Origin of the sequence: Streptomyces sp. B1866, assembly GCF_031932565.1 — a bacterium.
In the GTDB taxonomy this organism is placed as follows: Bacteria; Actinomycetota; Actinomycetes; order Streptomycetales; family Streptomycetaceae; genus Streptomyces.
Genome location: NZ_JAVSCF010000193.1, coordinates 1 through 12,400, shown reverse-complemented (window position 1 = coordinate 12,400; position 12,400 = coordinate 1). Strand labels below are relative to the sequence as shown.

10 protein-coding genes are annotated in these 12,400 nt (G+C 76.2%); 9 read left to right on the top strand and 1 reads right to left on the bottom strand.

The features are described from left to right. The 6 genes from RKE29_RS21970 to RKE29_RS21945 form a co-directional block, all read left to right on the top strand. Positions 1-1,180: iron ABC transporter permease (locus tag RKE29_RS21970; RefSeq protein WP_312007259.1), on the top strand; the 1,180-nt coding region annotated here is incomplete at its 5' end. Between the two features lie 65 nt (positions 1,181-1,245). Continuing rightward, positions 1,246-2,058, top strand: coding sequence for a heme ABC transporter ATP-binding protein (locus tag RKE29_RS21965; RefSeq protein WP_312007261.1), 813 nt, complete (start codon positions 1,246-1,248; stop codon positions 2,056-2,058). 386 nt (positions 2,059-2,444) lie between these two features. Continuing rightward, positions 2,445-3,575 (top strand): iron uptake system protein EfeO, encoded by a 1,131-nt coding sequence (gene efeO, locus RKE29_RS21960; RefSeq protein ID WP_312007258.1) that lies wholly within the window; start codon positions 2,445-2,447, stop codon positions 3,573-3,575. 103 nt (positions 3,576-3,678) lie between these two features. Beyond that, on the top strand, positions 3,679-4,974 hold the full coding sequence (efeB, locus tag RKE29_RS21955; RefSeq protein ID WP_312007257.1) for an iron uptake transporter deferrochelatase/peroxidase subunit: 1,296 nt from the start codon (positions 3,679-3,681) through the stop codon (positions 4,972-4,974). 63 nt (positions 4,975-5,037) lie between these two features. After that, complete coding sequence (gene efeU, locus RKE29_RS21950; RefSeq protein WP_312007256.1) at positions 5,038-6,045, top strand: iron uptake transporter permease EfeU; 1,008 nt, start codon at positions 5,038-5,040, stop codon at positions 6,043-6,045. 156 nt (positions 6,046-6,201) lie between these two features. Further along, positions 6,202-7,239: a hypothetical protein gene (locus tag RKE29_RS21945; protein ID WP_312007254.1), complete on the top strand. Its 1,038-nt coding sequence runs from the start codon at positions 6,202-6,204 to the stop codon at positions 7,237-7,239. 175 nt (positions 7,240-7,414) lie between these two features. Here the strand turns inward: RKE29_RS21945 and RKE29_RS21940 are convergent, their stop codons facing one another. Continuing rightward, on the bottom strand, positions 7,415-8,149 hold the full coding sequence (locus tag RKE29_RS21940) for a bifunctional DNA primase/polymerase (RefSeq protein ID WP_312007253.1): 735 nt from the start codon (positions 8,147-8,149) through the stop codon (positions 7,415-7,417). A 299-nt stretch (positions 8,150-8,448) separates the two neighbouring features. On the opposite strand from RKE29_RS21940, the gene ddaH reads away from it, so the two are divergent. The 3 genes from ddaH to RKE29_RS21925 all read left to right on the top strand — a co-directional run bounded on the left by ddaH (position 8,449) and on the right by RKE29_RS21925 (position 12,187). Beyond that, the gene (ddaH, locus tag RKE29_RS21935) at positions 8,449-9,345 is read left to right on the top strand and encodes a dimethylargininase (RefSeq protein WP_369016048.1); all 897 of its coding nucleotides are present in this window, start codon (positions 8,449-8,451) and stop codon (positions 9,343-9,345) included. A 232-nt stretch (positions 9,346-9,577) separates the two neighbouring features. Further along, positions 9,578-11,062: an MFS transporter gene (locus RKE29_RS21930; protein ID WP_312007251.1), complete on the top strand. Its 1,485-nt coding sequence runs from the start codon at positions 9,578-9,580 to the stop codon at positions 11,060-11,062. A 267-nt stretch (positions 11,063-11,329) separates the two neighbouring features. Further along, positions 11,330-12,187: a MaoC/PaaZ C-terminal domain-containing protein gene (locus tag RKE29_RS21925; protein WP_312007250.1), complete on the top strand. Its 858-nt coding sequence runs from the start codon at positions 11,330-11,332 to the stop codon at positions 12,185-12,187. Positions 12,188-12,400: the final 213 nt, after the last annotated feature.

Sequence of the window (12,400 nt, the reverse complement as noted above, 5' to 3'; positions counted from 1 at the left end):
CGGCGGCCCGCCGACCGCCGGTCCGGGCCAGGTCCCGGCCTCCGGCGCCGCGACGCCCGCCCGTACGCCCGGCGGCCCGGCGGCCCGCGCCCGTACGCCCCGGGACACCGCACCGCACGGCGCCACGCAGGGCAGCGCCGCCCCGCGCGTGCGACGCGTGCGTGCTCCCCTGCTCGCCGCCGTCCTCGCCGCCGCCCTGCTCCTTACGTCCCTGCTGTCCGCGGGCGTCGGCGCGTACGACATCCCGCTGTCCGACCTCGTCGGCTCCGTCCTGCACCGCGCGGGCCTGGGCGGCGCGCCGCTGGACCGGGTCGGCGAGAGCGTGCTGTGGGACGTGCGGCTGCCGCGCGTCGTGCTCGCGCTGCTGGTCGGCGCGTCGCTGGGCTGCGCGGGCGCGCTGATGCAGGGGGTGTTCGGCAACCCGCTGGCCGAGCCGGGCGTCATCGGCGTGTCCTCGGGTGCGGCGGTGGGCGCGGTCGGCTCGATCGCGCTGGGCGTGGACGTGCTGGGCCGGTGGACGGTCACCGGGTTCGCGTTCGCGGGCGGCCTGCTGACGGTGCTGCTGGTGTACGCGCTCGCGCGGGCGGACGGCAGGACGGAGGTCGTCACGCTGGTGCTCACCGGCATCGCGGTGAACGCCTTCGCGGGCGGCCTGATCGGCCTGTTCGTCTTCTACGCCGACAACGCGCAAGTCACTCAGATCACGTTCTGGCAACTCGGCTCCCTCGCACAGGCCACGTGGAGCAAGGTGCTGGCCGTGCTGCCGTGCGCACTGGCGGGCCTGGCCGTCGCGCCGCTGTACGCGCGCAAGCTGGATCTCCTCTCGCTCGGCGAGCGCCCGGCGCGGCACCTGGGTGTGCACGTGGAGCGGCTGCGGATGACGCTGGTGGTGGTCGTGGCGCTGCTGACGGCGGCGGCGGTGGCGGTGGCGGGCATCCTCACCTTCGTCGGCCTGCTCGTGCCGCACCTGCTGCGCATGGCGGCGGGCCCCGGGCACCGGTTCCTCATCCCCGGCAGCGCGCTGGCCGGGGCGCTGGTGCTGGTGGCCGCCGACCTCGCGGCGCGGACCGCGGCGCAGCCCGCCGAGCTGCCGCTGGGCGTGCTGACGGCGCTGTGCGGCAGCCCGTTCTTCTTCTGGCTGCTGCGCGCCACGCGGCGGCGGCAAGGGGGTTGGGCGTGACCGGGGGCCTTCCGGCCGCGAGGGGCCCTATCGCCGGGCGGCTGTTCGCGGCCCGTACGCGCCGGATGCCCGAGCGGCCCGCGCGGGGCGACGTTTTCGCCGAGGCCGCCGGGCTCGGGGTGCGCCTGGGGGCCCGTACGGTCCTGGCGGACGTGGCACTGGCCGTCCGCGCGGGCGAGGTGCTGGCGCTGGTCGGCCCGAACGGCGCGGGCAAGTCCACGCTGCTGGCCGCGCTGGCCGCCGACGTGCCCGCCGGCGCCGGGGAGGTCCGGATCGCCGGGCGGCCGGCCGGGGCGTGGAGCCCGGCGGAGCTGGCGCTGCGCCGCGCCGTGCTGCCCCAGGCGCCCGCGCTCGCCTTCCCGTTCACGGTGGAGGAGGTGGTGCGGATGGGCCGCGCGCCGTGGGCCGGAACGCCCGCCGAGGACGAGGACGACGCGGCCGTGGCCGCCGCCATGGCCGCGACGGAGGTGGCGGGGCTGGCCGGGCGGCCGTTCTCGGCGCTGTCCGGCGGCGAGCGGGCCCGTGTCGCGCTCGCGCGCGTGCTGGCGCAGCGCGCGCCCCTGCTGCTGCTCGACGAGCCGACCGCCGCGCTCGACCTGCGCCACCAGGAGCTGGGCCTCGGGGCCTGCCGGGAACGGGCGGCGGCGGGCGACGCGGTCGTCGTGGTGCTGCACGACCTGGGGCTGGCCGCCGCGTACGCCGACCGCGCGGCCGTGCTGCACGGTGGCCGGATCGCCGCGCTCGGGCCGCCGGCCGAGGTCTTCGAGGCGGACCTGCTCTCCGGCGTCTACCGGCAGCCGGTGGAGGTGCTGCCGCACCCGCGCACCGGCGAGCCGCTGGTCCTGCCGCGCCGCGACGGACGGCCGGCCACGGAATGACCGGCGCGTGCCGCGTGACCGCGCGGCCGTACGGCGCCCGTACGGTCGCGCGGCCCTCCGACGCCGTACCGTCGCACGGCCGTACGACGCCGTACGGTCGCGCGCCCGTACGGTGCCCGGCTCCGGCCGGTGCCCGGCCCCGCCGCGTCGGCCCGCACGCGCGTACGGCCCGTCCGGGCCCGCACGGCGGCCGGACCGCACCCCGCACCACACCCCGCCACCGCCACGGCGCAACCCGCCCAAGTGAGAAAGAATTTACTTCCCGATGGCGAGAACTCGCCCTTCCTCAGGTGTCGGATAGGGAAGCCTCAGTTAAGTTAGGGCGGCTTTATCCGGCCGCGAGGCCCGTACCCCATCCGTCCTGAGCAAGCACGCCTGGAGCCCGCATGCGAGCCCACCGCTCCCCCGCCGTCGCCGCCCTCGCGGCGGCGGCCCTGGCCGCCCTGAGCGGCTGTTCCGCCAAGTCCGACGCCGCGGACTCCGACGCGGTCAGGGTCAAGGCGTCCGACGACAAGTGCGAGGTGTCGCGGACCTCGTTCCCCGCCGGGCACGTCAAGCTGGCGGTGGAGAACAAGGGCTCGAAGGTCACCGAGGTCTACGTCTACGCGCCCGGCGACCGCATCGTCACCGAGCGGGAGAACATCGGCCCGGGCACCAAGGTCTCCATCACCGCCGAGGTGAAGGCCGGTTCGTACGAGATCGCCTGCAAGCCCGGCATGAAGGGGCACGGCATCCGGCAGAAGGTGACCGCGACCGGCTCGGGCGCGAGCACCGCCGCCCGCGACCCGCGGCTGGACAAGGCGGTGGCCGACTACCGCGCGTACGTCCAGCAGCAGGCCGACGCGACCCTGCCGCTCGCCCAGGCGTTCGCGGACGCGGTCAAGCGGGGCGACGTCGAGGCCGCCCAGCGCGCGTACGCGCCCTCCCGCGTCGGCTGGGAGCGCACCGAGCCGGTCGCCGAGTCCTTCGGCGACATCGACCCGAAGGTCGACATCCGCGAGGACGGCCTGGAGCCCGGGCAGAAGTGGACGGGCTGGCACCGCCTGGAGAAGTCCCTGTGGCAGGCGAAGAAGATCACCGCGGCGGACAAGGCGCTCGCCGACCGGCTGGTGGCCGACCTGAAGGACTGGCAGAAGCGGGTCGGCACCGCGGACATCACGCCCACCAGCATGGCCAACGGCGCCAAGGAGCTGCTGGACGAGGTGCAGACCGGCAAGGTGACCGGCGAGGAGGAGCGCTACAGCCACACCGACCTGGTCGACTTCGAGGGCAACGTGGACGGCGCGGCCAAGGCGTACGAGCTGCTGAAGCCGGTCGCCTCGCAGCGCGACCCGAAGCTGGCCAAGGAGCTGGACAGGCAGTTCGCGGCGGTGCGCGCGGTGCTGGACGGCTACCGCCGCGGCGACGGCTTCGTGTCGTACGACACCGTCGGCCAGGACAAGCGCAAGGAGCTGTCGGACGCGGTGAACGCGCTCGCCGAGCCGCTGTCGAAGCTCGCGGCCGCCGTCGCCGGATGACCGCACGGCCTCCGCGACGGCCGGTGAAGCGGGCCAGCCGGACCGGCACCGGAACACGTCAAGACGTCAGACACACGCCAGAACACCGAAAGGGGGCCGGGAGATGGCCGCAGAGAACGTGACGACCGGCGACGAGCGGCGGCAGAGGGCCGACCGGGCGCCCTCCCGGCGCGCCCTGCTCGGCTGGGGCGGGGCCGGTCTCGCGCTCGGCGCCACGGCGGGCGGCGGCGTGGCGGCCGCCGTCGCGGGCTCGGGAGACGGCGCGGCGCCGGTCGCCGACGGCGGCGCCGCCGTGCCGTTCCACGGCGCCCACCAGGCGGGCATCGCCACGCCCGTGCAGGACCGGCTGCACTTCGCAGCCTTCGACGTGACCACCGGCGACCGCGCCGAGCTGGCCGACCTGCTGAAGGAGTGGACGCGCGCGGCCGCCCGCATGACGCGCGGCGACGCCGTCGGCGGAGGCGCGGTCGGCGGCCTCGCCGAGGCGCCGCCCGACGACACCGGTGAGGCGCTGGGACTGAAGGCGTCGCGGCTGTCCCTCACGGTCGGCTTCGGGCCCACCCTGTTCACCGACGCGCGCGGCAGGGACCGGTTCGGCCTGGCCGACCGCCGGCCGGAGGCCCTGATCGACCTGCCCGCCTTCCCCGGCGACAACCTCGACCCGGCGCGCAGCGGCGGCGACCTGTGCGTCCAGGCGTGCGCCGACGACCCGCAAGTCGCCGTACACGCGATTCGCAACCTGGCCAGAATCGGCATGGGCCGGGTCGCCATCCGCTGGTCCCAGCTCGGTTTCGGCAAGACCTCCTCCACCACGCCCGACGAGCAGACGCCGCGCAACATGATGGGCTTCAAGGACGGCACCCGGAACATCGCGGCCACCGACACCGCCGCTCTCGACCGGCACGTATGGGTGGACGCCGAGGCCGGCCCGGACTGGCTGGTGGGCGGCTCGTACCTGGTCGCGCGCCGCATCCGCATGCACATCGAGACCTGGGACCGCACCTCGCTGAAGGAGCAGGAGGACATCTTCGGGCGGGACAAGGGCGAGGGCGCGCCGGTGGGCAGGCGGCGGGAGCGGGACGAGCCCGCTCTGAAGGCCATGCTGCCCACCGCGCACGTGCGCCTGGCCCACCCCGACACCAACGGCGGCGCCACCATCCTGCGCCGCGGCTACTCCTTCACCGACGGCACGGACGGCCTGGGGCGGCTGGACGCGGGGCTGTTCTTCCTGGCGTACCAGAAGGACGTGCGGACCGGGTTCGTGCCCGTACAGACCAGCCTGGCGCGCGCGGACGCGCTGGGCGAGTACATCCAGCACGTGGGTTCGGCGGTCTTCGCCGTCCCGCCGGGCGTCCGCGACGCGGACGACTGGTGGGGCCGGGCGCTGCTGGCCCGCTGACCGCGTGCACCCGGCAAGACCGGCAAAACCAGCAAGACCAGCCAGCCACCCGAGGAGACCGGCGTGTTCGGCAACTACCTGATCGGCCTGCGCGAGGGGCTGGAGGCCAGCCTGATCGTGTGCATCCTGATCGCCTACCTCGTCAAGACGGGCAACCGCACGGCGCTGCTGCCGGTCTGGCTCGGGGTCGGCGCCGCGGTGGCCCTGAGCCTGGCGTTCGGCGCCGCGCTGGAGTTCGGCTCCCAGGAGCTGACGTTCGAGGCGCAGGAGGCGCTGGGCGGGTCGCTGTCGATCGTGTCGGTGGGCCTGGTGACCTGGATGGTGTTCTGGATGCGGCGCACCGCCCGGCACCTGCGCGCCGAGCTGCACGGCAGGCTGGACGCGGCGCTGGCCATGGGCGTGGGCTCGCTGGTGGTCACGGCCTTCCTGGCGGTGGGGCGCGAGGGCCTGGAGACGGCGCTGTTCGTGTGGACGGCGGTACGGGCGAACAGCGACGGCTCGTCCGACCCGCTGATCGGCGTGGTGCTCGGCCTGCTCACGGCGGTGGCGATGGGCTGGCTGTTCTACCGGGGCGCGCTGCGGATCAACCTGGCGAAGTTCTTCACGTGGACGGGCGGCATGCTGGTCGTGGTGGCGGCGGGCGTGCTCGCGTACGGCTTCCACGACCTCCAGGAGGCCGACTGGCTGCCGGGCCTGAACGACCGGGTCTTCGACATCAGCGGGACCATCCCGCCGGACTCCTGGTACGGCACGCTGCTGAAGGGCACGCTCAACTTCCAGCCGGATCCGACCTCGTTGCAGGTGTGGGTGTGGGCGGTCTACCTGGTGCCCACGCTGGCGCTGTTCCTCGTCCCGGGCGGGCCGGCGGGCGTCTGGCGGGCCGCGGGGGCGCTGCTGCGCCCGGGCGGACGGGCGCAGGCCGGGTCCGGTGCGGCGGCGGAGGCCCGGTCTGGTGCGGCGGCGGAGGCCGGGTCCGGCAAGGCGGTGACCGGGTCCGAGAAGGCGGTGTCCGGGGCCGACGAAGCGGTGACCGGGGCCGGTGAGGCGGCGGCCGGGCCGGTGGGGCCGTGACCCGGGCCGGTGGGACGGTGAGCCGGGCGGTGGGCCGGTGGGGCGGTGTCCGCCGCCCCCGGTAGGGTGACGCCGACCGCCCCCGCAACGCCTGCCGCCCCCGCCGCGTCCACCGCGTCTCCCGCCGGACCGGGGGCCCGAAGGAGCCGGAGCCCGATGATACGTAGGCCGTCGCGCCGCCTGCTTCGCCTGCCGCTGTCCCGTCCGCCCGGCGCGCCCGCGACCCGTCGGCCGCGCGCCGCGGCGGCGGTGGCCCTGTCCCTGGCGGGGGCGCTGACGCTCGCGGGGTGCATGACGGTGCACGGCGAGCGGGCGAACATCCCCTCGGTGCGGCGGGCCGAGGCCCCCAAGGCCCTCCAGCGCTTCGTCGACGGCTACAACCGCGCGTACCGGGAGGGCGACCCGCGGCTCGTCGCCCAGGTGGAGACCGGCCCGCTCGGCGCGATCGGCGTCGCCGACGTGACCATGGACCGCGCGACCCACCCGCACGGCAACCCGGACTTCTACCCGCTGAAGCTGACGGACGTGCGCTACGCGATCCCCCGCCAGGTCGGCTGGCCGAAGTTCTTCGTCGCCGACGCCGCCAGCAACCGGGACGGCAACCGCTGGCTGGTGGTCATGACCCGCGAGCGCGCCGACCAGCCGTGGCGGGCCGCGTACCTGTCCATCGTCGCCCCCGACCAGCTGCCCGGCTTCGCCACCGACGAGGACGGCTGGGCCAGGGCGGTGCCCGCCGGGCCCGCGTCGGGTCTGGCCGTCGCCCCGGACCGGCTGAGCGCCGCGTACACCGACTTCCTGATGACCGGCCAGGGCGACACGTTCGCCCCCGGGCCGTCCACGACGGTGGCGCGCGGCAACCGCGACCAGTACCGGCGCACCCGGACCTTCTGGACCGAGTACATCGACACGCCCGTGCGGGCGCCCGCCTACCCGCCGGTGGCGCTGCGCACGGACGACGGGCAGGCGCTGGTCTTCTTCGGCTCTCAGCACCGGCAGAAGCAGACGATGGCGCAGGGCGTCCGGCCCCGACCGGACGAGCGGATCCGGGCGCTGATGACGGGTGAGGCCACGCGCGCGGTGACGCTGACGCGCATGGCCGAGTCGGTGGCGCGGGTACCGGCCCGGGACGCGGCCGACCCGCACGTGGTCTTCCTGAACCGCATCGAGGGCGTCACGGCGGCCAAGGGCGAGTAGCGGGCGGCCCGTCCGGCTGCCGGGTTCCGGCCCGGGAGGCCGTACGGGCGGGCCCGGGAGGCCGTACGGGCCGTACGGTACGGGCCCCGTACGGTACGGGCGTACGGGCCGCGGGCCGCGGCCCGGGCGGGCGCGGACCCGGCCTCCGGCGGGCCCCTCCGCCGCCCGCGCCCGGCTACCTGCTCGGCCAGGCCGCGACCTCGTACCGCTCCTCGTCCGCGAACCGCGCGCACGCGTCCGTCAGCGCCTCCAGCAGCGTCAGCGGATCCGGCAGCGGACGCTCCGGGCCGAGCAGCCACGCCACCCGCCCGTCGCCGGGCAGCCGCGCGGGCGGCAGAAGCACGTAGCTGCCGCGGCAGTGCCAGCGCAGCCCCGGGTGCTCGTCCATGGTCTCGGGGTGGCAGTCCAGCTCGCAGGGCCACCACTCGTCCTCGTCCTCCGGCGTCCCGCGCGTGGCGGTGAAGAACAGCATGCGGCCCTGGCCCAGGTCCGGGCCGGTGGACGTGGCGACCGGCCCCACCTCGACGCCCGCCTCGCCCAGCTTCTCCAGGGCCAGCCGCCCGGCCTCGACGGGCACGTCCAGCACGTCGTGGGCGATGCCGGTGGCGGTGACGAAGTTGGCCTGCGGCACGGCGCGCAGCCACTGGGTGACCTTCTCCGGGTCGGCCGTGGCCTGCGTGCGCCAGGCGAACGACACCGGGTGCCGGGCGGGGGTGGGACAGCCGACCCGGTCGCAGGAACAGCCGTAGCCCGCCGGGTGCGCGGCCGTGGCCAGCGGGAACCCCGCCGCGGCGGCGGCCAGCAGCAGGTCCTCGCGGGCTCCCGCGCCCGGCCCCGTGCCCTCGCCGCCGTCCGCCCGGCTCCTGGGACGGCGCAGCCACCGGGAGAAGAACCCGCCTTTGTGTTCCATCCATCGCCTCGCTTCACGGCTCGAAGTCCGAGGGCAGCCCGGGCCCCCGGCGGCGTGCGTCACCTGCCGGTACCCGATCAATGCTGCCACCAACCGCCTGGCGGAGGAGGGCGGTGTCCGCATCCCGGGTACGTGGGTGCCCACTTTACGGGCGCCATACCGGGCAAAGGATGATTCGCCCGCACTCCACGTCGACTCCAGTACGGCAATAGTGCTAGCGGGTCTGCGGCACCCGGGTGGACGATCGGGTCCACACGCGATGAATCCGCGCAACCCGGCACGCCCGTGAGGAGCCACCCATGTCCTTGCGTTCCCCCGCCCCCGCCTCCACCTCCGGCGGCCCGGCACCCTTCGGTTCGCCCGGCACCGCCCCGGTCCGGCGCGCCACCCCGCGCCGCTACCTGATGTGCCCGCCCGTCCACTTCCGGGTCCACTACGCCATCAACCCGTGGATGCACCCGCACAAGCCCGTCGACGTCCCCCTGGCCGTCACCCAGTGGGAGGCCCTGCGCGACCGGTACACCGCCCTGGGCCACACCGTCGAGGTGCTGCCGCCCCGGCCCGACCTGCCCGACATGGTGTACGCGGCGAACGGCGCGACCGTGGTGGACGGCCGGGTCCTCGGCGCCCGCTTCGCCTACCGCGAGCGCGCCGAGGAGGCCGCGGCCCACCTGGAGTGGTACCGCGCGCACGGGCACCGGCGGGTGCGCGAGCCGGTCCACGTCAACGAGGGCGAGGGCGACTTCGCGGTGACCGCCACCTGGCTGCTGGCCGGGCGCGGCTTCCGCAGCAGCCCGCTGTCCCACCCGGAGGCGCAGGAGTTCCTGGGCCGCCCGGTGATCGGCCTGGACCTGGTCGACCCGCGCTACTACCACCTGGACACCGCGCTGTGCGTCCTGGACGACAGCACGGACACCGAGGTCATGTACTACCCCGGCGCTTTCTCGCCGGGCAGCCGGGCGGTGCTGGCCCGGCTCTTCCCGGACGCGATCGTCGCCACCGGGGCGGACGCGGCGGTGCTGGGCCTGAACGCGGTGAGCGACGGCCGGCACGTGCTGCTGCCGCAGGCCGCGGTGGGCCTGTTCGGGCCGCTGCGGGAGCGGGGGTACGAGCCGGTGGGCGTGGACCTGAGCGAGCTGCTGAAGGGCGGGGGCAGCGTGAAGTGCTGCACGCAGGAGCTGCGCGGGCTGGACTGAGCGGGCGGCGGGGCCGCCGGGGCCCCGGGCCGGACAGGGCTCCGGCGGACCCGCCCCGCCCGGCCCCCGACGGACCGCCCGTCCGCCGTCCGGCAGCCGTCCGGTCGCCGCCCGGCAGGCGCCTGGACCGGCCCGGTCCCGTCCGGCCCCCTGGTCCTAGGACCGGCCGCACCCCGGATATGCGGCGAAATGCCGATGCGCCGCCACCCGGGCCGGTGGGAGCATCAGCACCATGGCCGCTGACACTCCTTTCTCCACCGAGCCCGCTTCCGCCGTCCCCCCGCAGCCGTCTCCCGCCCGCGCCCCCCGGTCGCCACGCGGCGCGCCCCCGGTGTGGGCGGTGCTCGCGGCGGCCTGCGCGGGGCAGTTCCTGGTGGTGCTCGACGTGTCCGTGGTCAACGTGGCGCTGCCGTCGATCCGTACGGACCTGGGCCTCGGCGAGACCGGGTTGCAGTGGGTGGTCAACGCCTACGCCCTCACCTTCGCGGGCTTCCTGCTGCTGGGCGGGCGGGCGGCCGACCTCTTCGGCCGGAAGCGGGCCTTCCTGGCCGGGCTCGGCCTGTTCACCGCCGCGAGCCTGGCGGGCGGGCTGGCGCGGGAGCCGTGGCAGCTGGTGGCGGCCCGCGCGGTGCAGGGCGTGGGCGCGGCCGTGCTGTCCCCGGCCACGCTGACCATCCTGACCACCACCTTCCCGGACGGCGCCGCGCGGACCCGGGCCATCGGCACCTGGGCGGCGGTGGGCGCGGGCGGCGGCGCGGCGGGCGCCCTGGTCGGCGGGCTGCTGACCGAGTACCTGTCGTGGCGCTGGGTGCTGCTGGTCAACGTGCCGGTGGGCGGGCTGGTGCTGGCGGCGGGCGCGGTGTGGCTGGCCGAGAGCCGGGGCGAGGCCGTGCGCCGGCTGGACGTGCCCGGCGCGGTGCTGGTCACCGCGGGCGTCGCGGCGCTGGCGTACGGGATCGTGGGGACCGAGTCGCACGGCTGGACCTCGTTCGCGTCGCTGGGGCCGATGGCCGCGGGGCTGGCGCTGATCGCCGTCTTCGTGGCCGTGGAGGCCCGTACGAGGGCGCCGCTGATGCCGCTCGGGCTGTTCCGCCTGCGCGCGGTGTCGGCGGGCAACGCGGCGATGGTGCTGTTCGGCGGCGGCATGTTCGCCATGTGGTACTTCATGTCGCTCTACATGCAGAACGTGCTGCGCTACAGCCCGGTGCAGACCGGCCTCGCCTTCCTGCCGCACACGCTGTCCATCGTGCTCGGCTCCAAGCTCGCGCCCCGGATCATGGCCGTGGTCGGCGGCAAGGCGCTGGCGCTCGCCGGCGGTTCGGTGGCCGTGGCGGGGTACGCGTGGCAGAGCACGATGGGCGCGGACGGCACCTTCCTGAGCACGGTCCTGGGCCCGGGAATCGTCATGTCGCTGGGCGCCGGGCTGCTGATGACCCCGCTCGCCGCCGCGGCCACCTCGGGCGTGGGCCCGTCCGAGGCGGGCCTGGTGGCGGGCCTGGTCAACACCTCCCGGCAGCTCGGCGGCGCGCTGGGGCTGGCGGTGCTGGCCACGGTCGCGGCCGACCGGATCGCCGCGGGCGGCGGCGGGCCGCGCGCGATGGCCGAGGGGTACGGGCGGGCCTTCACGGTGTCCGCGGCGGTCATCGCGGGGGCCGTGGTGCTGATCGCGCTCTGGCTGCCGCGCACGACGGCGGCCCGGGCCCGGCGGCTGGGGTAGGGCTCTGGCCGCCGGGCCGCCCCCGGCCGGCGGCCCGGCGGCGCCCGGCCGGATGCCCCGGGGCCGGCGCAGGCGTTCGGCCGGACCGGTCCACCGCGGCCACGGCCAGGAGGACGACACGACCGCGGTCCCGGCCGTCACGTTCCTCCGCGCGTCTCCCGCGCGTGACGCGGGCCACGGCCGGGCGGGCCTTCCGGCGTCCCGCGCGGGTGGGTTATACAGAGGCCCCGGTCCCTAGAACACGTTCTAGAAAGCGAGCCGCCCACGATGCCCATCGACGCCGCGAGAGCCGTCTCGGCGGAACCCCGGACCACCACCCTGACGTGGCACCACAAGGACGTCCAGCTCTACCATCTGGGCATCGGCGCGGGAGTTCCGGCCACCGACCCCGCCGAGCTGCGCTACACCCTGGAAAGCGCGCTGCACGTCCTGCCCAGCTTCGCGACCGTCGCGGGCGGCGGCATGGCCATCGCCGAGGGCCTGTCCGCGCCCGGCGTGGACGTCGACCTGTTCGCCGTCCTGCACGCCGGGCAGTCCGTCGAGGTGCACCGGCCCCTGCCCACCGGCGGCGAGGCCGTCCACACCTCCCGGGTCGAGGCCGTCCACGACAAGGGCAAGGCCGCGGTCCTGGTGCTGCGCACCGACGCCGCCGACGCCGACGGCCCGCTGTGGACCTGCCGCACCCGGATGTACGTGCGCGGCGAGGGCGGCTTCGGCGGCGAGCGCGGGCCGACCGAGCGGACCGAGGCGCCCGGCCGCGCGCCGGACGCGGTCGTGGACCGGCCCACGCGCGAGGACCTGCCGCTGCTGTACCGGCTGTCCGGCGACTGGAACCCGTTGCACGCCGACCCCGAGTTCGCCCGGCTCGTCGGCTTCGACCGGCCGATCCTGCACGGCCTGTGCACGTACGGGATCGCGCTGAAGGCCGTCGTGGACACGCTGCTGGACGGCGAGGTGGCCCGGGTGCGCTCGTACACCGCCCGTTTCTCCGGCGTCGCCTACCCGGGCGAGACGCTGCGGGTGCGGATGTGGCGGGAGGAGGGGCGGCGCGTACGCGTGACGGTCGGCGCGGTGGAGCGGGACGAGGCGCCCGTCCTCACCGACACCGTGGTCGAGCACGACTGAGTCCCGGGCCGCTTCGCGCGGGCGTCCGCCGGGCACGCGGGCGGGCTCCCGCGCGCGGCGGACGTACGGACGCCGGACGCGCCGCCGGACAACGCCCCCGGCACCGGCGGCGCGCCGGCCGTGGCCCCGGAAGCCGCCACGCGTACGGGCCGTACGTACAGCGGCACGGCGCCCGTAGCGCGGCGGCCGTCACGGCGTGGCCGCACCCGCCCC

What these genes read in the sequence shown, in the direction of transcription:
- RKE29_RS21965 (WP_312007261.1), top strand. Translation starts at nt 1,246, where the DNA reads ATGCCCGAGCGGCCCGCGCGGGGCGACGTTTTCGCCGAGGCCGCCGGG.
- efeO (WP_312007258.1), top strand. Translation starts at nt 2,445, where the DNA reads ATGCGAGCCCACCGCTCCCCCGCCGTCGCCGCCCTCGCGGCGGCGGCC.
- efeB (WP_312007257.1), top strand. Translation starts at nt 3,679, where the DNA reads ATGGCCGCAGAGAACGTGACGACCGGCGACGAGCGGCGGCAGAGGGCC.
- RKE29_RS21945 (WP_312007254.1), top strand. Translation starts at nt 6,202, where the DNA reads ATGATACGTAGGCCGTCGCGCCGCCTGCTTCGCCTGCCGCTGTCCCGT.
- RKE29_RS21940 (WP_312007253.1), bottom strand. Translation starts at nt 8,149, where the DNA reads ATGGAACACAAAGGCGGGTTCTTCTCCCGGTGGCTGCGCCGTCCCAGG.
- ddaH (WP_369016048.1), top strand. Translation starts at nt 8,449, where the DNA reads ATGTCCTTGCGTTCCCCCGCCCCCGCCTCCACCTCCGGCGGCCCGGCA.
- RKE29_RS21930 (WP_312007251.1), top strand. Translation starts at nt 9,578, where the DNA reads ATGGCCGCTGACACTCCTTTCTCCACCGAGCCCGCTTCCGCCGTCCCC.
- RKE29_RS21925 (WP_312007250.1), top strand. Translation starts at nt 11,330, where the DNA reads ATGCCCATCGACGCCGCGAGAGCCGTCTCGGCGGAACCCCGGACCACC.